Annotated in this window: 30 protein-coding genes; 26 read left to right on the top strand and 4 right to left on the bottom strand. The window is 34.6% G+C overall.

Annotated elements, in window-relative coordinates; all coding sequences use genetic code 11:
• The first annotated feature begins 1 nt into the window (after position 1).
• Entirely contained in the window at positions 2-661 is a 660-nt protein-coding gene (locus GH741_RS22275) for a LysM peptidoglycan-binding domain-containing protein (protein ID WP_153736021.1), read from the top strand.
• 34 nt (positions 662-695) lie between these two features.
• Here GH741_RS22275 and GH741_RS06710 read toward each other — a convergent pair whose 3' ends face one another.
• From GH741_RS06710 to GH741_RS06720, 3 genes are read right to left on the bottom strand one after another with little or no spacing between them, the layout of a single operon-like run.
• A complete protein-coding gene (locus tag GH741_RS06710; RefSeq protein WP_338079284.1) occupies positions 696-1,265 on the bottom strand; it encodes a manganese catalase family protein in 570 nt (189 codons plus the stop codon).
• A gap of 16 nt (positions 1,266-1,281) precedes the next feature.
• Positions 1,282-1,551 (bottom strand): spore coat protein CotJB, encoded by a 270-nt coding sequence (locus GH741_RS06715; protein WP_153736023.1) that lies wholly within the window; start codon positions 1,549-1,551, stop codon positions 1,282-1,284.
• The gene (locus tag GH741_RS06720; protein ID WP_153736024.1) at positions 1,544-1,771 is read right to left on the bottom strand and encodes a spore coat associated protein CotJA; all 228 of its coding nucleotides are present in this window, start codon (positions 1,769-1,771) and stop codon (positions 1,544-1,546) included. Before GH741_RS06720 ends, GH741_RS06715 begins: the two co-directional genes overlap by 8 nt.
• Before the next feature lie 272 nt (positions 1,772-2,043).
• Between GH741_RS06720 and GH741_RS06725 the strand changes: the two genes are divergently transcribed.
• From GH741_RS06725 to GH741_RS06745, 5 genes are all read left to right on the top strand, one after another.
• Positions 2,044-2,676 carry a CBS domain-containing protein gene (locus GH741_RS06725; RefSeq protein ID WP_153736025.1) on the top strand — a complete coding sequence of 211 codons (633 nt, stop codon included), beginning with the start codon at positions 2,044-2,046 and terminating at the stop codon, positions 2,674-2,676.
• Positions 2,677-2,945: 269 nt separating this feature from the next.
• The gene (locus GH741_RS06730) at positions 2,946-3,710 is read left to right on the top strand and encodes a metallophosphoesterase (protein ID WP_153736026.1); all 765 of its coding nucleotides are present in this window, start codon (positions 2,946-2,948) and stop codon (positions 3,708-3,710) included.
• A gap of 90 nt (positions 3,711-3,800) precedes the next feature.
• On the top strand, positions 3,801-4,379 hold the full coding sequence (locus GH741_RS06735) for a genetic competence negative regulator (RefSeq protein ID WP_153736027.1): 579 nt from the start codon (positions 3,801-3,803) through the stop codon (positions 4,377-4,379).
• Between the two features lie 306 nt (positions 4,380-4,685).
• Entirely contained in the window at positions 4,686-5,966 is a 1,281-nt protein-coding gene (locus GH741_RS06740; RefSeq protein WP_153736028.1) for a Glu/Leu/Phe/Val family dehydrogenase, read from the top strand.
• 232 nt (positions 5,967-6,198) lie between these two features.
• Positions 6,199-7,173, top strand: a complete 975-nt coding sequence (locus tag GH741_RS06745) for a YpdA family putative bacillithiol disulfide reductase (RefSeq protein WP_153736029.1) — start codon at positions 6,199-6,201, stop codon at positions 7,171-7,173.
• Between the two features lie 100 nt (positions 7,174-7,273).
• On the opposite strand, the gene GH741_RS06750 is transcribed toward GH741_RS06745, so the two are convergent.
• Positions 7,274-8,245, bottom strand: a complete 972-nt coding sequence (locus tag GH741_RS06750; RefSeq protein WP_153736293.1) for an asparaginase — start codon at positions 8,243-8,245, stop codon at positions 7,274-7,276.
• A gap of 85 nt (positions 8,246-8,330) precedes the next feature.
• On the opposite strand from GH741_RS06750, the gene prsW reads away from it, so the two are divergent.
• From prsW to GH741_RS06850, 20 genes are all read left to right on the top strand, one after another.
• Entirely contained in the window at positions 8,331-9,014 is a 684-nt protein-coding gene (prsW, locus tag GH741_RS06755; RefSeq protein ID WP_153736294.1) for a glutamic-type intramembrane protease PrsW, read from the top strand.
• Positions 9,015-9,216: 202 nt separating this feature from the next.
• On the top strand, positions 9,217-10,110 hold the full coding sequence (gene sleB / locus GH741_RS06760; protein WP_153736030.1) for a spore cortex-lytic enzyme: 894 nt from the start codon (positions 9,217-9,219) through the stop codon (positions 10,108-10,110).
• Between the two features lie 16 nt (positions 10,111-10,126).
• Positions 10,127-11,470: a germination protein YpeB gene (ypeB, locus tag GH741_RS06765; protein WP_153736031.1), complete on the top strand. Its 1,344-nt coding sequence runs from the start codon at positions 10,127-10,129 to the stop codon at positions 11,468-11,470.
• A 106-nt stretch (positions 11,471-11,576) separates the two neighbouring features.
• The gene (locus GH741_RS06770) at positions 11,577-12,236 is read left to right on the top strand and encodes a flagellar brake protein (RefSeq protein ID WP_170287578.1); all 660 of its coding nucleotides are present in this window, start codon (positions 11,577-11,579) and stop codon (positions 12,234-12,236) included.
• A gap of 50 nt (positions 12,237-12,286) precedes the next feature.
• Positions 12,287-12,487, top strand: coding sequence for a DUF5359 family protein (locus GH741_RS06775; RefSeq protein ID WP_153736033.1), 201 nt, complete (start codon positions 12,287-12,289; stop codon positions 12,485-12,487).
• 86 nt (positions 12,488-12,573) lie between these two features.
• Positions 12,574-13,245: a (d)CMP kinase gene (gene cmk, locus GH741_RS06780; protein WP_153736034.1), complete on the top strand. Its 672-nt coding sequence runs from the start codon at positions 12,574-12,576 to the stop codon at positions 13,243-13,245.
• Between the two features lie 16 nt (positions 13,246-13,261).
• Positions 13,262-13,861: a lysophospholipid acyltransferase family protein gene (locus tag GH741_RS06785; RefSeq protein WP_153736035.1), complete on the top strand. Its 600-nt coding sequence runs from the start codon at positions 13,262-13,264 to the stop codon at positions 13,859-13,861.
• Between the two features lie 80 nt (positions 13,862-13,941).
• Positions 13,942-15,081 carry a 30S ribosomal protein S1 gene (gene rpsA / locus GH741_RS06790; RefSeq protein WP_153736036.1) on the top strand — a complete coding sequence of 380 codons (1,140 nt, stop codon included), beginning with the start codon at positions 13,942-13,944 and terminating at the stop codon, positions 15,079-15,081.
• A gap of 128 nt (positions 15,082-15,209) precedes the next feature.
• A complete protein-coding gene (locus GH741_RS06795) occupies positions 15,210-15,812 on the top strand; it encodes a YphA family membrane protein (RefSeq protein WP_420809390.1) in 603 nt (200 codons plus the stop codon).
• Positions 15,809-16,702, top strand: a complete 894-nt coding sequence (locus GH741_RS06800; protein ID WP_153736038.1) for a YIEGIA family protein — start codon at positions 15,809-15,811, stop codon at positions 16,700-16,702. The genes GH741_RS06795 and GH741_RS06800 overlap by 4 nt, the downstream gene beginning before the upstream one ends.
• A complete protein-coding gene (locus GH741_RS06805; protein ID WP_153736039.1) occupies positions 16,702-16,887 on the top strand; it encodes a capping complex subunit for YIEGIA in 186 nt (61 codons plus the stop codon). Before GH741_RS06800 ends, GH741_RS06805 begins: the two co-directional genes overlap by 1 nt.
• 171 nt (positions 16,888-17,058) lie before the next feature.
• A complete protein-coding gene (der, locus tag GH741_RS06810) occupies positions 17,059-18,369 on the top strand; it encodes a ribosome biogenesis GTPase Der (RefSeq protein ID WP_153736040.1) in 1,311 nt (436 codons plus the stop codon).
• A gap of 17 nt (positions 18,370-18,386) precedes the next feature.
• A complete protein-coding gene (locus GH741_RS06815) occupies positions 18,387-19,427 on the top strand; it encodes an NAD(P)H-dependent glycerol-3-phosphate dehydrogenase (protein ID WP_153736041.1) in 1,041 nt (346 codons plus the stop codon).
• Positions 19,428-19,488: 61 nt separating this feature from the next.
• Positions 19,489-19,749: a stage VI sporulation protein F gene (locus GH741_RS06820; RefSeq protein ID WP_338079285.1), complete on the top strand. Its 261-nt coding sequence runs from the start codon at positions 19,489-19,491 to the stop codon at positions 19,747-19,749.
• Between the two features lie 312 nt (positions 19,750-20,061).
• On the top strand, positions 20,062-20,259 hold the full coding sequence (locus tag GH741_RS06825) for a DUF2768 domain-containing protein (protein ID WP_153736043.1): 198 nt from the start codon (positions 20,062-20,064) through the stop codon (positions 20,257-20,259).
• Between the two features lie 18 nt (positions 20,260-20,277).
• Positions 20,278-20,994, top strand: coding sequence for a hypothetical protein (locus GH741_RS06830; protein WP_153736044.1), 717 nt, complete (start codon positions 20,278-20,280; stop codon positions 20,992-20,994).
• A 226-nt stretch (positions 20,995-21,220) separates the two neighbouring features.
• Complete coding sequence (gene spoIVA, locus GH741_RS06835; protein WP_153736045.1) at positions 21,221-22,699, top strand: stage IV sporulation protein A; 1,479 nt, start codon at positions 21,221-21,223, stop codon at positions 22,697-22,699.
• 445 nt (positions 22,700-23,144) lie between these two features.
• Positions 23,145-23,417: an HU family DNA-binding protein gene (locus tag GH741_RS06840; RefSeq protein WP_153736046.1), complete on the top strand. Its 273-nt coding sequence runs from the start codon at positions 23,145-23,147 to the stop codon at positions 23,415-23,417.
• A gap of 136 nt (positions 23,418-23,553) precedes the next feature.
• Entirely contained in the window at positions 23,554-23,778 is a 225-nt protein-coding gene (gene mtrB / locus GH741_RS06845) for a trp RNA-binding attenuation protein MtrB (RefSeq protein WP_153736047.1), read from the top strand.
• A gap of 98 nt (positions 23,779-23,876) precedes the next feature.
• A complete protein-coding gene (locus tag GH741_RS06850) occupies positions 23,877-24,686 on the top strand; it encodes a heptaprenyl diphosphate synthase component 1 (protein WP_338079286.1) in 810 nt (269 codons plus the stop codon).
• Positions 24,687-24,690 lie beyond the last annotated feature (4 nt).

The raw sequence follows: 24,690 nt of genomic DNA on the forward strand, positions 1-24,690 counted from the left end.
AGTGACTAAGGATAAAAACTATACAGACCAAGCCTACCAACTTAGAAGTAGATTGAATCAAGTAAGTGAAGTGAATGATGGACTCAATAAAAATCAAACAGAATCAGAAGACGTTAATATATTAGATTTACCCCCTAGAAGTCAAACCCATGATAATAAGAAAACAGGTGTAAAATGGAAGATAAGTTTTCTTCTTATACGCTTCCTGTTTGTTCTTTTTATATTAATTGTTTTTATGGTATTAACATATCCTATGTGGGGGAAAGAACTGTTGCAATCAACTACGAATAAGGAAACAACAACACAGAACTCTGCAGGAGAGATAGTTACAATAATCGATACAGTGGATCGTTTGGAAGGACAAGGGTTAGAGGAAAACCTACAAATTGAGAATACTGAAGTAAGTGTGGAAGCTTCAAGAGAAAAGAAGGAAGAACAACTTAGTGATGTTGATGTGATCAATGAACAAGGAGATACTTCCAATAGTAAAGTAGAGTTTTACAAAGTAAAACAAGGGGATACACTGTTTTCAATTGCCATGGATATTTATGGTAGCAAACAAGGAGAACAGTTAATAGCCGATGCAAATAACCTCCAAAACAGACAAGTAATTATTGGGCAGGAGCTTATTATTCCTCAAGCAGATCAAAATGTAAAATAATATTAGGGTTAGATTTGTATCTAACCCTAATATTCTAGAAGAAAATCTTTTTATCGCGATCTTCCTTCAGTATCTCTGCCGCTTCTCTAAAACGCTGAGAATGGACGATTTCTCTTTCTCTTAAGAATTTCAAACTATCGTTTAATTCAGGATCATCTGACATATTGATAATCCATTGATATGTTGCTCTTGCTTTCTCCTCTGCAGCAATATCCTCATAAATGTCAGCTATTGGATCTCCTTTTGCTTGGATATACTCAGCTGTCCATGGATTTCCCGCTGAATTGTGATAAAAGAGTGCACTGTCATGGTTAACATAGTGAGGTGCTAACCCTGCCGCTTCTAACATTTCAGGCGTTGCATCCTTTGTCAATTTGTAAATCATAGTAGCTATCATCTCTAGATGCGCAAATTCTTCTGTTCCTATATCATTTAACAAACCAATCACTTTACCGGGGATTGTATACCTTTGGTTTAGGTATCTCAACGCTGCGGACAGTTCACCATCAGCACCACCATATTGCTCAATCAGATATTTCGCGAGTCTGGGATTGCATTCCCTTACTTTTACAGGATACTGTAATTTTTTTTCATAATACCACACAACGATTATCTCCTTTCTACACTTGCCAAGGCCAGGGTTGATCGTCCCAATTCCATGGGTAGTTTGAGTAGCTTCTACCAAAATGCATTAGAGGTCCAAATTGCTTTTCAAAGAGCTTTTTAAGTTGTTTACTTTCATAAGTGAAATTATTAAACTGTAAAATTGCATCATAGTCTTGTGGATGTGTATCTAAATAAAGATTTAATTCAACGAGAACAAAATCAATTGCCTGAATTTGTTCGAGCAATTCATAGTACTCTGGTGGCATTTTTTTTACATCAGTCATGCTCATCACCTCTGTAATCCTTTTTGTTATATTCATCGTACAAAGATGGCCATAGAGTGCCATGATATAAGGCCTCTTTCGGATTAAATTGTGGAAGGTTTGGTGGTTGAAATCCCATATAGAGTTGTGGAGGTGTTGGATAGCTTTTTTTCAAAATAGGCTTACAAGGATCAAATGGGCTAACATAAGGATAATAGTATTTTGTATATGTGGGTTGCATTAAAATCCTCCTTTCTAAGGTATAAAAGTGTTCATTCGATTGTATGGAAATAAAACTTGTCTCATTCTATCTTTTCAGCAGGAAAGTACAATTAAATGGAGAAATAGTAATTATCATGTTAGTTCAGTATTACCTTTATGTTTTTATGAATTTTCTAGTTTAAATTGTACGATGGACGGCAATAAACCAATGGGCTCAACACGATCAGCCTTAAGAAATAAAAAGCACATTAATTTATAATAAGATATATGATAATAAGGGGGATAAAAAAGATGTTTGTTAGAAGTATAATGATACCAAGCTATAAATGTTTTGTTGCTACACCACAAGATTCGATAGGGACTGTTTTAAGTATAATGGATAAAGAAGATATCCAAGCTATGCCAGTAGTAAATGAGGGATATTTTAAAGGTATGGTATCTAAACAAACTATTTATAGAGCATTTTTTCATAGTAACAGAACGAAGGAGGACTTCCTCGCTAATCAGAAAATTGAAGAAATTGTTTCTAACCGAGATTTGTACATCAACGAAGAGGAAGTTTTCGAAAAAACATTTACAGCTTTCAAAGGATTTCCTATATTAGCTGTTGCAAATGAGAGTAAAAAATTCTTAGGTATGATAACTCGATATGATGTATTAGAACAATTCGAGAGTGCATTTGGAACTAAGAAAAAAGGAATACGAGTTGCTTTCACGTCAGAAGAATCCTCGGGTCGTTTTTCTCGTCTTTCAGACATTATAAAACAACTTCATGTCAACATCATTTCTATAGCAACATTCGATGAAACTGATAAACTGGCACGAAGGATCGTTATTAAGGTTGATGAAAGCGCAAATGTTGAAAAGCTCGCAAGAAAACTCGAAAACTCCGGATTCAGAGTTTTGGATATTAAAGAGGTATAGAGTTAGAAAGGACATCTCACAAGTATATTTTGAAGGGATGTCCTTTTTAAATTAACCAGGCAATTAGAATTGCCTTAATTCTACTAAAAAAAAAAATCTTAGCCTATATTCAAATTAGTTTGAAGGTATATTAAGCCAAACACTTAAATAATCGTTAGTCGAATTCTAATTTGTTAAGTATAATTTGTTTCAGAATGTCAACTATTTATGATATGATCTGAATACATTTTGTTTCATGCTGTTTTCCGGAATAGAAAGGGAGAAATTAGTTGGTATTTTATATCAGTTTGCTGTTAGTTTGTTCACTTCTAATTGTTATCTACATGGTATTTAAGGCATATCATGATATTATTGATTATAGAACTTTAAATTTAACGAAGACATCTAAACTGATCAAACCTCTAAAATTGTTTTTTATTTCTGATATTCATAGAAGAAAGATAAAAGTTAAAACTCTAAAGAAAATAAGCGAAACTTTTGATTTGGTAATTATCGGAGGGGACTTGACTGAAAAAGGTGTACCGATGGAACGAGTAGAAGAAAATATAAAAATTCTCCAATCCCTTCGGGCTCCAATATACTTCGTTTGGGGTAACAATGATTACGAAATAAATCACTGTAAATTATCCGATACGTTAAAAGAAAACGAAGTTACAATTTTAACTAATGACTCCTCAACTTTAGAGTTAGATACTTCCACCTTTAGTTTTATTGGATCTGACTGTTGCCATAGAGGGGAACCAGATATAGAGCAAGGACTGAAACGTGCAAGTGGAAACTACACTATTCTAATTACTCACGATCCATATTCTATTTGCGAATTTAGTGAGGAACAAATGAGTAAGATTGATCTTGTCCTTAGTGGCCACACTCATGGCGGACAAATTCGAGTATTCGGCTTGGGTTTCTATACTAGGGGAGGCACTTCACAATTTATGAACACAACTGTAATGGTAAGTGAGGGATATGGATATACTAAATTACCTTTTCGTTTAGGGACCAATGCAGAGTGTCATGTAATCACTTTAAATTAGTGGAACCTATTTATCTGAAAAGAAGTAAACTAAAGGAGATTATCTACATATATTAATAATAACAAAAGGCATTTCTAAGGGGGTAACTAGATGCGATTAGAACGTCTGTCAACAAATCAGTTTAAAATATTTTTAACCTTTGATGATCTAATCGAAAGAGGATTAACGAAAGAAGATCTTTGGCACGACCTACCCAGAGTACACCAGTTATTCCATGACATGATGTATGAGGCTAGTGATGAACTTGGAATTGAGCTAGAGGGAGTGCTACTTGTTCAAGTACATTTATTACAAGCTCAGGGAATGCTAGTTATTGTTACACAGAACGACCAAATAGAAGAACTCGAAGATGATGAATACGTTGAAATGAAAGTTACCTTAGATGAAAGTAGAGAATTGATTTTTTCTTTCACTGATTTTGAAAACATTATTCAAGTTTGTACTCACCTTAATGACATAGGTATTAATGGTGGTTCCGTGTATCATATGAATGGTACGTACTATATGCAGATAAACGATGAAGAGGTAGATGGTTATAATAGAGAGCGTATTATTGCCATTATGTCTGAGTTTTCATCTGCTAGTATTATTACCTCCTATAGACTCAAAGAATATGGTAAAATTATTGCTAATGGTAATGCAGTTAAACAAATAACTACTTATTTTTAGTATAATATAAGGTTGGCTTCATCTTAGCCGACCTTACATATAACGTAGTGTCAACACATGTTTTTGTAAATACTCAGAAAAAATATTAGTTTATTGTTTGCTTTCCCTGATTGTCGGGAAGTTAAGTGATAGGAAAGACTATTTGTTTAACATAATTACATATTTTTCTTAGCCTTTTCACACTGAGAAAAAGTAGGCATCAACTCATTAAAAGCTAAATTAATATATTGCATAATCATATGTAACGTGTATACTAATGTGTGAAATAAAGGTGAAATGTACTGAATTTTTATGGGAGGTAAGTTCATGGTAGCCGATAATGCATCAAATTCTCCAAATAAACAAATTGAAAACTTGGACGTACTAAAGTCAACCCAAACTGTCGTCCAAATTGCGTTAGAAAAATTGGGTTACCCTGAAGAAGTATTTGAATTACTTAAAGAACCGATTAGAATGTTGACAGTTAGAATTCCAGTAAGGATGGACGATGATTCTGTTAAAATATTTACTGGTTATCGTGCTCAGCACAATGATGCAGTTGGCCCAACTAAAGGTGGAGTACGCTTTCATCCTAATGTAACTGAAAAAGAAGTTAAAGCGCTGTCTATTTGGATGAGCTTAAAAGCTGGTATCGTAGATCTTCCATATGGTGGAGGAAAAGGTGGAATCGTTTGTGATCCAAGAGAAATGTCTTTTAGAGAACTAGAAGGCATTAGTAGAGGTTATGTACGAGCAATTAGTCAAATTGTTGGTCCCACAAAAGATATTCCAGCTCCTGACGTTTTCACAAATCCTCAGATAATGGCATGGATGATGGACGAATATAGTCGAATTGATGAATTTAATAGCCCCGGATTTATAACGGGTAAACCAATTGTTCTTGGTGGTTCACATGGAAGAGAATCCGCTACGGCTAAGGGAGTTACAATTTGTATAGATGAGGCAGTAAAGAAAAAAGGTATTGAAGTAAAAGGAGCTCGTGTAGTTATTCAAGGTTTTGGTAATGCCGGAAGCTTCTTAGCTAAGTTCTTAAATGATGCTGGGGCAAAAGTAATTGGAATATCCGATGCATATGGTGGATTACATGACCCTGATGGTCTCGATATTGATTATTTATTGGATCGTCGAGATAGTTTCGGAACAGTAACGAAGCTTTTTTCCAACACAATCACCAACAATGAATTGCTTGAATTAGATTGTGATATTTTAGTTCCTGCTGCAGTAGAAAATCAAATTACAGAAGAAAATGCTCATAAGATTAGTGCCTCAATAGTTGTTGAAGCCGCAAATGGACCAACAACACTAGAAGCAACCAAAATATTATCTGAACGAGGTATCTTGTTAGTACCTGATGTACTTGCATCAGCTGGTGGCGTAACAGTTTCTTATTTCGAGTGGGTCCAAAATAACCAAGGTTATTACTGGTCAGAAGAGGAAATAGAGGAAAAACTCCACAAAGTTATGGTAAAAGGATTTAACTCTGTGTACAACACTGCTGAAACAAGAAGAGTTGACATGAGGTTAGCAGCTTATATGGTTGGTGTTAGAAAAATGGCTGAAGCAGCTAGATTCCGCGGCTGGATCTAGGTTATGAAAAAATATGATACAATATTGAAGTACTTATTAGCTAATCATAGTTGATAAGTACTTTTCTTTGTACTTAACCTATATAAAAATTATTAACAGCAATCGATAGAAGGTTCGGTTCAAAATACTTTATTGAAACAAATAAATAGTTTACTATTACTACTATGTTTTATTAGATATCGGAATATCAATTAATGGAATAATTGATTTCAGTGCTAGGAGAGTGTCCATTTTGCAAAATGAAAAAGTTATAATAATCGGTGCCGGACCATGTGGCTTATCGACTGCTATTGAACTACAAAAACGAGGAATTGACCCTCTTATTATTGAAAAAGGCAATGTTGTTAATTCGATTTATAACTATCCTACACATCAAACTTTTTTCAGTTCAAGTGAAAAACTTGAAATAGGGAATATACCTTTTATTACAGAAATGAAAAAGCCTGTAAGAAACCAAGCATTAGCATATTATCGTACAGTTGCTGCCCGGAGTGATTTAAGAATAAATAGTTTTGAACTTGTGAAAAGTGTGACTAACTTGGGAAGTAAATTTAGGGTAGAGACAACAGCTCATGACAACGACAGTTTTAGTTATAGTGCTAACAAGGTTGTGGTTGCCACTGGTTATTATGACCAGCCTAACAAGCTTGGTGTTAAGGGAGAAGAATTAAGGAAAGTCAGTCATTATTTCAAAGAAGCACATCCGTACTATGATAAAAATGTAGTTGTTATTGGTGGTAAAAATTCAGCGGTTGATGCAACGCTTGAACTACATAAGGCAGGGGCAAACATAACTGTTTTGTATCGAGGTGACAGTTATTCAAAGAGTGTTAAGCCTTGGATTCTTCCTGAATTTTCATCATTAGTTCGTAAAGATATTATCCAAATGGAGTTTAACGCACAATTAAAAGAAATTACTAAGAATGAGGTCTTTTACACTGTTAACGGCAAACAAAAAAAGGTTAACAACGATTTTGTTTTTGCGATGATAGGCTATCGACCTGACCAGGAATTTTTATCAAGTATTGGCATTCGTATTGATAATAATACAGGGCGGCCACAATTTAATGAACATACAATGGAAACAAATATACCAGGTATCTTTATTGCAGGCGTCATTGCTGCAGGATATAATAACAACGAAATTTTTATTGAGAATGGGCGTTTTCATGGAGAACACATCGCTAATGCCATAATCTCAGGATAGATAAAAACCTTTGTCTCAATTCAAAAATGATCTGCATCTAACAGCAGTAAGCAATAATTGAGTCAAAGGTTTTGTTGGTTTTCAAATATTTTTATACATGTTAGACATTAAATATCTTAGCAAGTTCTGTCATATTATTAGTCATTTCTAAAGCTATCATTAACTTTATTCTTGCCTTTGGACCACTAAGTCCATTTGCAAATATTACCCCTAATTCTTTTAAATGCTTACCACCACCCTCGTAAGAATAGGTGGGCTGAACAATTCCTTGATAACATCTTGAAACTAAAACAACAGGTACGTTATTTTGTATAAGAGAATGGACTGATTCAATAGCCTCTTTTGGAAGATTTCCTTGTCCAAACCCCTCAATAACTAGTCCGTGAAAATTGGATTGATAAATAGTATCAATTAGAATTCCATCAATACCCGCATATGCTTTTAATAAGGCAACATTTTTAGTCAGGTTCTTAATTGGATAAGATTCATATGCAATGAGTTTCTGATGAAAATAGACCATTTGCTTGGTAATAATTCCAATCGGACCAAACTGAGGACTCTGAAACGTTGCTACGTTACTCGTGGACGTTTTAGTGACATATTTACCAGTATGTATTTCATCATTCATCACGACTAATACTCCCTTGTCGTTAGCGTCAACATTGGTGGCAACCCTCACGGAACTGACTAAGTTATATAATCCATCTGATCCAATTTCATTACTGGAACGCATTGCTCCAGTTAGTACCACTGGTTTTTTGACTTGTAAAAAAAGGTCGAGAAAATAAGCTGTTTCCTCTAATGTATCTGTGCCGTGTGTAATTACTGCACCATCATAGGAGTTAGAAGAGAGTTTTTCATTAATTACTTCACCTAACTTTAACATGTGTTTAGGTGTGATGTGGGGAGAGGGAAGATTAAATAAATGTTCCTCTTTTATATTAGCAATTTGATCGAAAATCGGATTCATATCAACAAGCGGGTGGTTACTGGTTGTTGATACAGTTCCAGTTGATTTATCCTCTAACATGGATATAGTACCGCCTGTATGAATTATAAGAATATTTTTCAAATGTTTCACCAACTTAATTTGAGTATTTTATTTATATCCTTCTCATGATACGATGAAAGTAATTATATTGAAAGAGGGTATCATGATGTTAGCTCTCCTTTCGGCCGGAATTGCTCCAACACTGACACTAATGTCGTTTTTTTATTTGAAGGATCAATTTAATTCAGAGCCATTAAGCGCACTTTTAAAAACATTTCTTTACGGAGCACTACTTGTTTTCCCAATCATGTTTATACAATATGCTTTCATGGAAGAAGGAGTTGGACAAACTCCATTTATCCGTTCTTTTATTCTAACTGGATTACTTGAGGAATTTTTCAAATGGTTTATATTCTTATATACCGTTTACAAGTACACTGAGTTTGATTCTCTTTATGATGGTATTATTTATGGTGTATCAATTAGTTTAGGGTTTGCAACAGTAGAAAATATACTTTATCTGTTTGCACACGGTATAGAGTACGCTTTTAGTAGAGCAATATTTCCTGTTTCATCACATGCACTATTCGGTGTGATCATGGGGTACTATTTAGGGAAATCAAAATATAATAGTTTACATCCTAAGTCAACCATTTTTATCGCATTAGTGATTCCAGTGGTATTGCATGGTTCCTATGATTATATCTTGGAAAAAATAACTAACGGTTGGTTAATTATTATTGTTCCATTTATGGTTGTTTTATGGGGCTTAGGATTAAGAAAAGTAAAATTAGCTAATCAACATAAGTATATTGAAGGTGCGATTTTATCAGAAAGTAAATCTCAATAACAACTAATTAAAAAAATATCTATTTAACCATTGCTGTTTAACAGCAATGGTTTTTTGTAATTAGTATTCTTATTGTTATGTCGTTCTAGCAACATAAGTTTCATTGTCAATTAGAAAACATGTATAAAAATGAGGTTTTTTTCGAAAAATAGAGAACACAAAACAAACTTCAGCTTAAATCGTTCTTAGGAGGAAAAAACTCATGGGCATTAAGAAGACACTAATTATTTTATTTTTAGCTGTAGGAACAATTACTGGTGTTACAGCAACACACACAAGTAAACCTGTCGAAGCATTTAGTCAACAAATAATCCAACAAGGTGCTGTTGGAGAGGATGTTATTGAGCTACAAGCAAGATTACAGTATTTAGGTTTTTACAATGGAAAGATTGATGGGGTATTTGGTTGGGGAACTTATTGGGCCTTAAGAAATTTCCAATATGAGTTTGGTATGGAAATTGACGGACTTGCCGGTCCCACTACTAAGCAAAAACTCGTAAAAGCAAGTCAGTATGATAAAAATTTTATTCGACAACAAATTAATGCGGGAAATGATTTTACTTATTATGGTGGAACGCCAAAAGAGAATCAAGTAAAGAAAGGGAAGAATAACAATCAACAACAAGGAAATCAAGGGAATACGAATCAACAACAACAACAACAACAACCAAAACAAGAGAATCAAGGGAATAATGAAGGAGCGCCAGCACAACCAACTTCTGTAAATGTTCCAAGTGGATATTCGCAGAATGATATTCAACTAATGGCCAATGCAGTTTATGGTGAAGCTCGCGGTGAACCACATGAAGGAAAAGTTGCAGTTGCAGCCGTAATCATAAATCGTGTTGAAAGTCCTACATTTCCTAATACCGTATCAGGTGTTATTTTTGAGCCAAGAGCGTTCACTGCGGTAGCGGATGGACAAATATGGCTGACCCCAGATGATACAGCAAAAGAGGCAGTCTTAGATGCACTTAATGGGTGGGACCCTACCGGTGATGCTATCTATTACTTTAATCCTGATACCGCAACTTCCAGTTGGATATGGGGAAGGCCTCAGATTAAACGAATCGGTAAGCACGTATTCTGTATGTGAGAAAGGTTGATATTGAATGATTAGATGGATAATAATAACAGTACTAGTAGTAGGTGTAGGTGCAACAGGAATTTGGGGGTACCAGGAACATCAAGAAAAAAATGCTATATTAATTCAAGCTGAAAACACTTATCAGCGTGCTTTTCATGATCTATCCTATCATATGGATTTATTACATGATAAATTAGGAACGACATTAGCAATGAACACTAGACAACAAATTTCTCCACAGTTAGCTGATATTTGGCGAATAACTTCAGAAGCTCATAATGACGTAGGACAATTACCTTTAGCATTACTTCCTTTTAACAAAACGGAAGAGTTTTTATCCAATATCGGTGAGTTTAGTTACCGAACTGCTGTCCGAGATTTAGAAAGTGAGCCGCTATCAGAGGATGAGGTTAAAATATTAGAAACATTGTACAAACAAGCTGGCGAGATAGAAAATGAATTACGTAATGTCCAGCATTTAGTTTTGGAGAATAATCTTCGTTGGATGGATGTACAGTTAGCTCTTTCTACGAATGACACACAGTCAGATAATACAATCATTGATGGGTTTAAAACAGTCGAAGAAAATGTGAAAGGTTATACGGAAGGAAACTTTGGCCCTAGTTTAACCGGTACATCTTCAGAAAATCATCCATATCAATTTATTAACGGCGATGATCTTACTGAAAAAGAAGCGCTAAATCAAGCTAAGAATCTATTTCAAGTAGAGGATGATATAGAAATTACAATCGCTAAATCTGGTGAAGGCGCAGAAGTACCGGTTTATAGTGCATCTTACCAAGCAGACAATACGCACGGGTATCTTGATCTATCCGAAAAAGGTGGACACCCATTATCATTAATGATTAATAGAGAGGTAAAGGAACCTAAAATTAGTCTAAATGAAGGAATGGAAAATGCGAAAAAATATTTAGAAAAACATAATTTTGATGACATGGAAATATTCCAAAGTAGTCAATATGGTAATTACGGTGTTTATAACTTTCTTTATAAACAAGGAGATGTCAGAGTTTATCCCGATGCTATTCAAATAAAAGTTGCACTTGATAATGGAGAAGTCCTTGCTTTTTCATCTAAAGACTACTTTAGAAATCATCAGGAGAGAGATATTCCAGATGCTAAATTAACCGTTGAAGATGCTAAAGAAAAAGTAAATCCAAATGTAAAAATACAAGATCAAAATATTGCAGTGATAGAGAACGATTTAGGTGAAGAAGTATTAGCTTACGTGTTTCTTGGTGTTCTAGGTGATGACACATATAGAATATTTATTGATGCAATAACCGGTATAGAGGCAAAAGTTGAAAAACTTAAAAATGCCGAATTAAAATATAAAGGTTCTGTTTAGGGAGAGGATTAACCTTTCCCTTTTTTATTTTTTTTGAGATAATAAAAATGAAAATCTAATTAATTCTTATAAGGTTTTTAATATGTTTAGGAAAGAGGCGGAATTATTGATTAAGATCGGAACACCACTCGCCTTAGAATTAAATAATAATGGGGATATTAGCCGGTACCGTTGTAAGGTTGTTGAGTATGAAGATAATGATTTATTTATTGACTACCCTATCAATGTAATCACAGGGAGATCTGATATCTTTCCAACAGGAACAGAATTTAATGCTAGTTTTGTTGGCAATGATAATTCTGTTTATAAATTCAATACAGAAATCGTCGGGAAAAAGAATATTAATATACCTACTCTGATTCTTGATTATCCTGAAAAAGATCTTGTTAGGATTCAAAGAAGAGAGTATGTCCGTGTAGATACTGCTGTTGATATTTCTGTGGATGACCCCACCTTAAAAATCCCCACGATTACATCAGTAACTAATGACATAAGTGGCGGAGGCATTTCTATTGTTCTTCCAACTAGTTACCCATTTGAATCTGGTATGCTACTCGACTTATGTATGGTCTTTCCTATGGAATCTGGAACATTTGAATATGTCCTCGCAGAGGCCGAGGTTATCCGTGTGATAAAAAGAAGAGAAGGACAAAAAGATCTACTATCATTAAAGTTTATAGCAATTACGGATAAGGATAGGCAAACAATTATTCGATATTGCTTTGAAAAACAGCTTAAAACCAGAAAAAAAGGTTTGAAGTTTTAGTATAATTTTTCCAGTACTTGAAACAATAAAACCAAAAAAGGTTGAAGGCTATGAAACGAGTAGAAAGATGGATTCTTACAATGCTAGTGATTCATGGTTTATTGCTAATTACCACACAGTTAACCATTGAACATACAGATGTCCGTATGTATGTAGACCCTATTTATCAATATTTGGGAGTTCTGAAGAATGAAGACGAAAATATTTTAAAAACATTAGACCAATTTTTGGGTAATGTGTTATCCTTTTAAAGGATAATTCTTATTTTTTAACAGAAAAATATTAACGTTTTTTTCCATGTCAGTACTGAAAAGATAGAGAGGAATGATTGTTTTAGATGGCAACTAATCAACTAGCGATTGCAATTGATGGACCAGCTGCTGCAGGGAAAAGTACTGTTGCAAAGCACGTGGCACAGAGATTGTCGTACATATACATAGATACTGGGGCAATGTATCGAGCCCTAACCTATAAGGCTATTATTAATAAAGTGGATTTAGAAAATGAAAACCAAGTAAGTAACTTACTTGAAAACACGAGTATCGACTTAGAACAAACAAATAAGGGACAACTAGTTTACTTAGATAATAATGAAATAACAAGAGAAATCAGAACAAAAGAAGTTACAAATAATGTTTCAATTGTTGCGAAACACCCTTTGATTCGAAGAGAAATGGTAAAAAGGCAACAACTACTAGCAGAGAAAAGAGCTGTAGTGATGGATGGAAGGGATATCGGTACACACGTAATCCCTGATGCTGAAGTTAAAATTTTCTTAATTGCCTCCGTTGAAGAAAGAGCACAGAGACGACATAAAGAAAATTTAGAAAAAGGATTCGAATCTGACCTTGACCAATTAAAAAGAGAGATCGAGACAAGAGATAAACTAGATTCTGAGCGTGAGGCTGCGCCGTTGGTAAAAGCAAAAGATGCCGTGGAAATAGACACTACTTCTCTATCAATAGAAGATGTGGTAGAGCGGATTTTGCAAGTGGTTGCTACAAAGTAAAAAGGGGAATGAATTGATGAGTATTTATAAATTTGCTAGGGGGCTAGTTGCTCTTGCGCTTTTTCCATTATACAGAGTAAAAGTTCTTGGGAAAGAAAATATACCGAACAATGGACCAGTAATTATATGTTCAAATCATATCTCAAATTTAGATCCTCTCATTGTGGGTATTACCTGCCCTAGAAATATCTACTTTATGGCAAAAGAGGAGTTGTTTTCAAATAAGCTTCTGGCTGGTTTACTAGTTAGAGTCCATGCTTTTCCAATTAAACGAGGTATGAAGGATCGAAATGCCTTGAGAAAGGGACTCGGTATTCTAGAAGAAGGAAGGACGCTAGGTTTGTTTCCAGAGGGAACTAGGAGTAAGAGTGGAGAACTAGGACAAGGTTTAGCAGGTGTTGGTTTTTTTGCCTCACGATCTGAAGCAAGTATAGTACCCTGTGCTATTATTGGACCATATAAAGCGTTCCAACCATTAAAGGTTGTTTACGGCGAGCCAATCGATATGGAACAGTTGCGAGCAAACAAAACTTCAGCAAAAGAAGTAACAGACTCAATCATGGAAGAGATAAAGAAATTAATAGAAAATAATCGCTCGGAATCACCTATTGCTTGACAAATAAGGCTAAATGTTAGAAGTTAGAAAAAAGGACATTTTACATTTAATTGTATCGGAAATCGAAGGAGGTCTCTTTTATGGACGAAATGAATAATGAAACTACAGAATTTAAAGAGTTATCTGTTGGAGATCAGGTAACTGGAAAAGTTGTTAAGGTTGAAGAAAAACAAGTACTTGTAGACATTGGTTATAAAGTCGAAGGAATTGTACCTATTAGTGAATTATCAAGTCTTCATATAGAAAAAACTTCCGATGTAGTCACTGAGGGACAAGAGCTTACACTTAAAATTAAAAAAATTGATGACGATGAGATAGTCCTTTCGAAACGTGCTGTGGATGCAGATAAGGCATGGGAAGACTTAGAGGAAAAGTTTAGTAATGAAGAAATCTTCGATGCTGAAATAAACGACGTCGTAAAGGGTGGATTAGTAGTTGATGTCGGACTTCGTGGATTCATTCCTGCTTCCCTTGTGGAGACTTATTATGTGGAGGATTTTGAAGACTATAAGGGCAAGACAATCAGTTTGAAAGTAGTTGAACTTGATCGTGAGCAGAATAGAGTTATCTTATCTCACCGTGCTGTAATAGAAGCTGATCAGGCCTCTAAAAAACAAGAAGTAATCCAATCGATTAATGAAGGACAGGTTTTAGAAGGAAAAGTTCAACGAATAACAAATTTTGGGGTTTTTGTTGATATTGGTGGAATTGATGGATTAGTGCATATCTCACAACTATCTCACTCGCATGTGGAAAAAGCCTCTGATGTAGTTGAAGAGGGACAAGTGATTAAGGTGAAAGTATTATCTGTTGATAGGGATAATGAACGCATTTCACTTTCGCTGAAAGAAACGCAACCTGGACCTTGGGATAATATTAGTGAACGTGTTCAAACTGGTGATGTTATCGATGGAACTGTTAGACGTTTGGTTAACTTCGGTGCTTTTGTTGAAGTTTTCCCTGGCGTAGAAGGATTAGTTCATATTTCGCAAATTTCAAACGAACATATTGGCACACCACAGGAAGTTTTAGAGGTTGGTCAAGACGTTTCAGCTAAGGTATTAGAAGTAAATGAAAAAGAAAAAAGAATGTCACTAAGTATTAAGGAAATTGAGTTGGATCGTAACCAAGAAGAATTGAAGCAATACAAGAGAGAGGAAGATCAGTCCGGTTTCCAATTAGGAGACATGATTGGAAATAAGCTGGATAAATATAAATAAAATTTTATGTTGTAAGCAAACTCATTTATGAGTTTGCTTTTTTTATTGAGCAAGTGCGTCAAAGCGACTATGTGCAAGGGTATAAAGATTCAAGAATTATGCCATAATGCTAATGGTGGTGGAGGAACATGGATGGATTAATTTTTTATTGGATTAGTTGGATAGTCTGGATAATAATAACATTTTTCATGAAAAAAAATACTTATCGTATTTACTTAGCGCTATGGGTGCTATCACTAATTGCTTTTTCAAGCTCCGAACTATTTGTAGGTAACACAAAAATTAATGTTTCAATTATTGTATTGTATATTGGTGCTTTGCTTTTATTAGCCTCTACATCAAGTAGGATATTAAACGTCATGAGATCACTTTGTTTTGTTTTTGGTTATGTAGGGTTGCTATTTTGGGAACAAATAAGTCCTGTATGGCTAATAATTCCCAGAGTTATTATGATCCCATTCCTAGGATTTATTTTACTAATACTATTAACTAAGAACAATGTAGAAAGGATTGCGATTTGGTGTTTAGGTGTTACAACGGGAGAGGTCTTACATAGCCTCATTCTTAATAGCTATGGCTTTAATGATTACATAGGTGACATGGCTTTTTTTGATATATTAATTACCGGAATTGGCATAATAGTAGCTGCAGCATTCTTACTCGAAGTGAGATCTAAGCTGGATCATATGATTGAACTCATTGAAAAACAAAAAAAGAGGTGGTCACAATGAATGAGTATACATATCCGATACTATTTGGCGTAGTAGTGGGAACTATTGCAAGATTGATGATGCTCAGAACGGATTATCGTCAGTATCCTACATATCTTCACGGTAAAGTAATTCACTTAGCACTTGGTTTTATTGCTGCAGGGTTAGGTTCTGTGGCTGTACCAGCAATAATGGAAAAGGAGTTTACGGCAGTTACTTTCTTAACTATCGCAGCCTCACAGTTTAGAGAAGTACGCAATATGGAAAGAAATACATTGGCTGAATTAGATAGTTTTGAGCTAGTTCCAAGGGGAAATGGCTATATAGAAGGTATAGCCATTGCTTTTGAGGGTAGAAATTATTTAGTAATATTCACATCACTAGTAGCAAGTTTATGTTATTTGGCCTGGAATATATGGATAGCTATTCTTGCTACAATAGGTTGTTATCTTCTTATTAGAAAATTTATGAGCGGCTCTACTATGAAAGATCTAGTTGATATTGATTTTAAACAACCCCATTTTGACGGAGCGGGCCTATATGTTGATAACATATATATTATGAATATTGGACTTCCAGACCGTCAGAAAGAAATTTTGAAATATGGGATGGGTTTTATACTTACACCCAAAAATTTTAATGTTCGTTCAACAATTGCTAATTTAGGCCAAAGACAAGCAATTTTGCATGATGTTTCTGTTTCAATGGGGGTTTTTAGAGATTCTGGTACTCCTGCTCTTGTGCCATTGATAAAGCGTGATTTGGATGATGGAAGGATAGGAGTTCTCATTTTGCCACAAGATAAGGACATAGAGAAAGCCAAACGAGTTATCGGTTCAGTTCCAGTATTAGAAAATGCTATTCGTATGCCTTCTGAATCTAAAGCGAACAAGAAAAAGGGGGCCAACTAATGAATATCGAAAAGGCAGTATTATCAGTTATTACAATTAATAAAGAAAAAATATCAGGTGGTGCTCCTATTTTTATTTGTAAGACAAAAGAAGAAATGGATAATGTCGCAGCAAACTTAGAAGCAATATTGGATGGTATTAGCCATGCACTTAGTGATGAATTATATATTATTGTAAAGCACTAGGTTATTGTCTTACAAAAATGTTAATATTAACGAACTATAAGTTCACTAGTATAACTCTATCAAAAGAAAACAATTGTTTAAAATTACCTCATTTGCTAAAATGTAAAAGTTAAGTATAATTAACCCTTTGTAAAAGGTAAAAGTATATAAGGAAGAAAGGATGTACCTTTCATGAGAAAATCAGTTGTTGCAATAGTCGGTAGACCGAATGTGGGGAAATCGACTATTTTTAATAGACTTGTTGGAGAACGAATTTCAATTGTAGAAGATGTTCCAGGAGTGACTCGTGACCGTATTTATTCACAAGCTGAATGGCTTACTACTTCATTTAATGTGATTGATACTGGCGGGATCGAAATTGGGGATGAGCCACTACTTGTACAAATGAGAGAACAAGCAGAAGTAGCTATACAAGAAGCAGACGTAATTATTTTTATGGTAAATGGTAGAGAAGGAATTACTGCTGCAGATGAGGAAGTAGCTAAGTTGCTATTCAAATCAAATAAACCTATTGTCTTGGCAGTAAATAAAGTTGATAATCCAGAAATGAGAGATCAAATTTATGAGTTTTACTCTTTAGGATTCGGTGAACCCTTCCCAATCTCTGGTACTCATGGTTTAGGTTTGGGTGATATGCTGGATGACGTGGTTAAACATTTTCCAGAGTTGGAACAAGATGATCCTGACGACGATACAATTTATTTTAGTCTAATTGGAAGACCAAATGTCGGTAAATCATCTCTAGTTAATTCAATTTTAAATGAAGAACGTGTTATCGTCAGCGATATCGCTGGTACGACAAGAGATGCGATTGATACTCCCTTTACAAAGGACGAGCAGAACTTTGTAATTATAGATACTGCTGGAATGAGAAAAAGAGGCAAGATTTATGAAACTACTGAAAAATACAGTATCCTTCGTGCATTAAAAGCAATTGAACGTTCTGACGTTGTATTGACTCTTATTGATGCGGAAACTGGTATAATTGAACAAGATAAAAAAATTGCTGGGTACGCACATGAGGCAGGAAAAGCTGTTGTCATTGTCGTTAATAAATGGGATACAATTGACTCTCACGATAAAGCTATTAAAGAATATGAACAAAAAATTCGAGCTCACTTCCAATTTTTAGACTATGCACCAATTGTATTTCTATCGGCAAAAACTAAAAAGCGTATTCATACTTTACTACCTCAAGTATTAGAAGCAAGTGAAAACCATGCTAAACGTGTCGAGACAAATGTATTAAATGATGTAGTAATGGATGCAATTGCGATGAATCCTACTTCAACTTTTAAAGGACAGAAGCTTAAGATCTTGTATGCCACTCAAGTAGCAGTTAAGCCTCCTAGTTTTGTTGTATTTGTTAATGACCCTGACCTTTTACATTTCTCATATGAACGATTTTTAGAAAACAAAATCAGAGAAGCATTTGGATTCGAGGGTACTCCTATTAAAATCTTTGCTAGAAAAAGAAATTAACATGGGGAGGGAGTAATTTGGAGAAGATAGCAGTTATTGGAGCCGGTAGCTGGGGAAGTGCACTAGCGTTAGTTTTGTCTGATAATTCACATGAAGTGAGACTTTGGACACACAACAAGAGTCAAGCAGAAGAAATTAATCATACTCATATAAATAGTAAGTATTTACCTAATGCGAAACTACCTAATGAAATTCGTGCCTATCATGATTTAAAACAGGCTGTTGATGGAGTCTCAACAGTTGTTTTAGTTGTGCCCACAACAGCGATTAGAGAGGTGTGTAAGCAGTTAGGAGAGGTTCTTAACCATAAGGTTACTATTATTCACGGAACAAAGGGAATAGAACCTAAAACACTTAAACGTGTTTCCGAAATGATAGAAGAAGAATTGCCCAGAAAATACTACGAAGAAGTAGTTGTATTATCCGGGCCTAGTCATGCGGAGGAAGTAAGCGACAGGCAGCCGACAACTGTCACAGCTTCATCCAACAGTATTGCCGAAGCTGAAAAAGCCCAAGACTTATTTATAAATGAAAATTTCAGGGTATATACTAGCCCTGATATGATTGGTGTAGAATTGGGTGGGGCACTTAAAAATATTATTGCTCTTGGCTCTGGAATCTCGGATGGGTTAGGCTATGGAGATAATGCCAAAGCGGCATTAATGACTAGAGGTCTAGCCGAAATCGCTCGGTTAGGAACATCTATGGGAGCAAACCCATTAACTTTTATAGGACTTGCTGGCGTTGGTGACCTTATTGTCACATGTACTAGTGTTCATAGTCGAAACTGGAAAGCTGGAAGTTTACTAGGAAAAGGTAATAGTCTTGATGATGTACTAAATAAGATGGGCATGGTTGTAGAAGGTGCCAGAACAACTAAAGCAGCCTATCAATTCTCCCAAGAGAAAAAGATTGAAATGCCGATAACAAATGGGATATATCGTATCCTATTTGAAGAGGCCAAGCCTAAAGATGTTGTCGATCAACTAATGACTAGAATGAGAAGACATGAAATGGAAGATTTGTCCAACATCTTGAATAATAAGTATTCTAGTTAAACACGATGCACTCTTAGCTTGCATATAATACCTTGAGTAATTAATGCAAGGAGGAGTGTATGTGAGCGAATTTCAAAAGAATATGTTTGATCAGATTCAAAATAATTCAAGTATCAATCCAGAAGAAATATTAAAAGTTGCAAATTCTGTCCAGAATGCGGATTTTTCTGATGAAAAAACAGTTAGAAAATTAGTAAAGCAACTGGCGAAAATGGCCGATAAGCCAATTTCACAAGCTAAAGAAGATAAAATTGTAAAATCAATTACGAGTAATAACATGCCAACAGATATGAATACACTAAGCAATATTTTTAAAAAATAGATATAACTGGGCATATGAGGATACAAAGAACAAACTTCTCGCATAAAATAAATCGCACAAGCATTCATTTTAGGGTTGCTTTGGGTATTTTTTAGTCGCATCGCCGAGGTAGGATTGCCCCTTCTATCTCGGTTTTTTTATATAATTTCCCGGCAATTAAATCAACTCAAAAAAATAGTCTAACAATTTTTAACCCTTATCCCTTTCCAAGATATGCCACAAACCGTTTTTCTTTAACCAATAATGGATTATGGTATAATACATGAAGCTAAAGTGGACATGCTTGTTATTTAGAAGGAGTGAGCAATTATAATGTCTGAGTCAATGTTGAATATGTATATTTCTTTTGCAGGAATAATTTTTATGTTTTTATCTATCGGGTTAATCCTATTTAGCCGTTATAAATTAAAGGGAATAGTAGCATTTGTAGTAGCATTCCTAGCTTATTGTTTCTTAGTAATTGGCGGCATCATTATATTTTATATTGTAATTAGTGGTCCTACTGCTTAGACTACAGGAGGTTTTTTTATGAGATATTTGGCTATTATTCCATTAACTTTATCAATTTTGATATTAAGTGGTTGCCTCTATCCAAGTCAGAATTTAACGAAGAATAATGTACCTAATGAGCTTCAATTAAAAACAGTTCAAGATGCTGTCACCCAGTACGCGCAGGATAATCAGGGATTAATTCCAGTACTAACAAAACCAAGTGATACACCGATTTTCCAAAAATACATTATCGATTTTTCAAAACTTAAACAACAAAATCTATTAGCAAGCATCCCTGGAACAGCTTTTGAAAATGGAGGAGTTTATCAATATGTATTAATTACTCCGGAAGAAAGTCCTACAGTCAAACTAATTGATCTGCGTAATGCTGAAACAATAAGATCCGTATATAGTAAGATAAATATTTATCGAAGTGAAAATACGTATCCACCGTTTGGAGAAGAAGTAGAAGATAGTATATATCAGATAAACTATGAAAAAATCGGATTAGAATCTCCACCATTTGTAGTGAGTCCATATTCTCAGAAAAATCTTCCAATCATTATGGATGTATATGGTGATATCTATATTGATTATAGTTTAGACCTGTATGAAGCACTTAACGAGTTTGAACACTCGTATTCTGAAGGGGAGGACATTAGGTATATTCTGGCTGAAAACTACCCATTTGTACCAGCTTATTCATTACCATATACGATAGAGGATGGAGAACCGGTTTACTTAAAAAAATGATTATATATTAAAATTAAATTATAAGAATATCGTTACCCTTGTCGCATATAATGTGGCAAGGGTTTTTAATTGAATTATTGATATAAAAAGCAAATTATTTAATGATTTATATGTTTTTTTTATGTTTTACAACTAAACAAGTCATAATTTAGTAGGACAACGTCATAGACTTAAAATGTCAAAGATTCGTAAAGCTCTATGGCGAAGCAGATCGGGAGGGGATCATTTGGAAAGAGTTGATATTTTTAAAGATATCTCGAAACGGACCAATGGAGATATTTATTTAGGCGTAGTAGGTGCAGTACGTACTGGTAAATCAACATTTATTAAAAAATTCATGGAACTAGTTGTTTTACCGAATATCTCTAATGAGAGTGACAGAGCAAGAGCACAGGATGAATTACCACAAAGTGCTGCTGGAAAAACAATCATGACCACTGAACCTAAGTTTGTTCCGAATCAGGCTGTATCGGTTCAAGTAGATGATGGTCTTGAAGTGAATGTTAGATTAGTTGACTGTGTGGGGTACGCAGTTAGCAGCGCTCAAGGTTTTGAAGATGAAAATGGACCCAGAATGATTAATACACCTTGGTATGAAGAGCCTATCCCATTTCATGATGCAGCTGAAATAGGTACTCGAAAAGTAATTCAAGAGCACTCTACTATGGGCATTGTCGTAACGACTGACGGTTCAATTGGTGAAATTCCAAGAGGAGATTATGTAGAACCAGAAGAGCGAGTTGTGGATGAGTTAAAAGAGGTAGGAAAACCATTTATTATGGTTGTTAACTCTGTTCAACCATATAATCAAGAAACAGAGCTGTTAAGACAGGAATTGTCTGACAAATATGATATTCCAGTTCTAGCAATGAGTGTAGAAAGCATGAGTGAACATGATGTTTATAATGTATTACGAGAGGCATTGTATGAATTCCCTGTCCTTGAAGTAAATGTCAACCTGCCAAGTTGGGTTATGGTATTAAATGAGAACCACTGGTTAAGACAAAATTATCAGTTAGCAATTCAAGAGACAGTCAAAGATATAAAACGCCTTCGTGATGTTGATCGTGTGGTAGGTAATTTTGATGCTTATGACTACATTGAAAATGCACAACTTGCTGGAATGGAGATGGGAGAAGGGGTTGCTGAAATTGATTTAAGAGCTCCTGACTACCTATATGATCAAGTACTTAAAGAGATTGTTGGTGAGGAAATAAGAGGAAAAGACCATCTGTTGGAATTAATGCAAGAATTTGCTAATGCTAAAAGAGAATATGACCAGGTTGCTGATGCTTTACAGATGGTTAAACAGACTGGTTATGGTATCGCAGCTCCTACGCTGCAAGACATGATACTAGATGAACCAGAAATAATTCGTCAAGGTTCAAGATTTGGAGTGCGACTAAAAGCCGTTGCACCATCAATCCATATGATTAAGGTAGAAGTGGAATCTGAATTTGCACCTATTATTGGTACCGAAAAACAAAGCGAAGAGCTAGTTCGATATTTAATGCAGGATTTTGAAGAAGATCCATTATCCATTTGGGAGTCTGATATCTTCGGTCGATCTTTAAGTTCTATCGTAAGAGAAGGAATACAGGCTAAGATTTCGTTAATGCCAGAAAATGCAAGATACAAATTAAAAGAGACACTTGAACGGATTATTAATGAAGGTTCGGGTGGATTAATAGCAATAATACTTTAACGGCTTGTTTTACAGGCCGTTTTTTTTTATGTTTGAAAGGTTTTAATCCTTAGTCATGGCTATTCTCTTGCTCCTAAATAGACAATCTACGTGAATTTTTTTGCAATTTGAGTATAAATTTAATTACTAATCTAGTTTAATTAAAAGTAAAAACTATAAATGTTAATAAACCCTTGTATATCAAGTCATCGAACATCTTGCATAAGATTTCCAACTGTGATACGATTCATTTAAATTAAGTCGAGTGTTTCGTAGGACTAAAGAATAAAATTTAATAAAATTTGCTACTTTTTGTTGAATTTCCTCGAAAACTCGTTTAATATAAGCCTTACCATCATTTATTTGTTGGTAAAGAGTATAAAATCTAGAAAAACTGTGAACAAATGGAAATAATCCAAATTTGTTCGAAAGTACTGGATATATGACTTGGGAGGAGGTGAATGTCATGAATAAAACAGACCTAGTTAATGCAGTTGCAGAAAAAAGTGAACTTTCTAAAAAGGATGCAACAAAAGCTGTTGATGCAGTTTTTGAATCTATCATGGATTCACTTAAAGATGGAGAAAAAGTACAATTAATTGGTTTTGGAAACTTCGAGGTACGTGAACGTGCTGCACGTAAAGGACGTAACCCTCAAACAGGTGATGAAATCGAAATCCCTGCTAGTAAGGTTCCAGCTTTTAAACCAGGTAAAGCCCTAAAAGATACTGTAAAGTAATAATTTTACATATGGGCAAAAAAAAGGGTGCAAATGCACCCTTTTTCTTTTTGGAAAAATTTATTGCTTGTTCCTCCGTTGACATACATATAAAGATAAGAGAATATTAAATGAACAGTATATGGGAGGATAATATATGACTAGTAATAATGGTAGGGACTATATTGTAATTAAAGCATTAGAAGATGGTGTTCAAGTAATAGGCCTAACAAGAGGAACGGATACGAGATTCCATCATTCTGAAAAACTAGATCAAGGTGAAATCATGGTTGCTCAATTTACCGAACACACATCTGCGGTAAAAGTTAGAGGAAAGGCTTTGATACAATCTAGCTATGGTGAAATACGAAATGACGAATGACAAGGTCACCGTTGACAAGCTATTAAACGGCTAAAATTGAAAAATTATGTTATAATAAATTTTGATTGAGCTATGGGGAAAATGTAAGAAGGGCTTAGGTGATTAACTTGAACATACCTGATTTAACGCTTAAAGAATTAAAAAAAGCGATTGAAAGTCAATTAAGACATACTTACTTAGAAAAGTTTATCCAGAAGCCCGTAATTGATGAAGATAAACTATTCATTCTGTCTTCAATTATTCAAAATACAACTTTCTCAGATCATAAAAAGAAAAATTATATAATAACTACTATGCTTGTTCAAATTGCATTGGATACCCATGATTTAGTAACCGAAAATGCGGCAAAAGGTGAATCTGATTTAAATAGGAAAACACGTCAATTAACAGTATTAGCCGGTGATTACTATAGTGGTTTATATTACTATTTATTATCTAAATTAAATGATATCCCAATGATTCATACATTAGCGTCTGCCATTAAGGAAATCAATGAACTTAAAATGACGATTTATTATAATGAATATGATTCTGTACAAGATTTTATGGATTCTTTTAAAAAATTAGAATCCTTATTAATCCGGCGTGTAGCAGAACATCTACAAGGGACCTCTGTACTTGAAGTTACAGGTAATTGGTTGTTACTAAGAAAGTTAATGAGAGAAAAACATTCATTTATAAATAAGGGAAACTCACCAATTTTTGAATTGTTAACAAAAGGCCCAGCCTTTAACATCAGGAACGATCAAATCATTAATACTATTGAACAAACGATTCAAGAGCACACTTCTCTTACGAAAGATACAGTTAGTCATTTACCTCTTCATTTTAATTCGATAAAATTATACGTGAATACCATCCTTAATGACAACTTTGATAAGAACATAATAGTAGTGGAAGAAGGTTAATTTT

Source organism: Aquibacillus halophilus (genome assembly GCF_009649745.1).
Classification (GTDB): Bacteria; Bacillota; Bacilli; order Bacillales; family Amphibacillaceae; genus Aquibacillus; species Aquibacillus halophilus.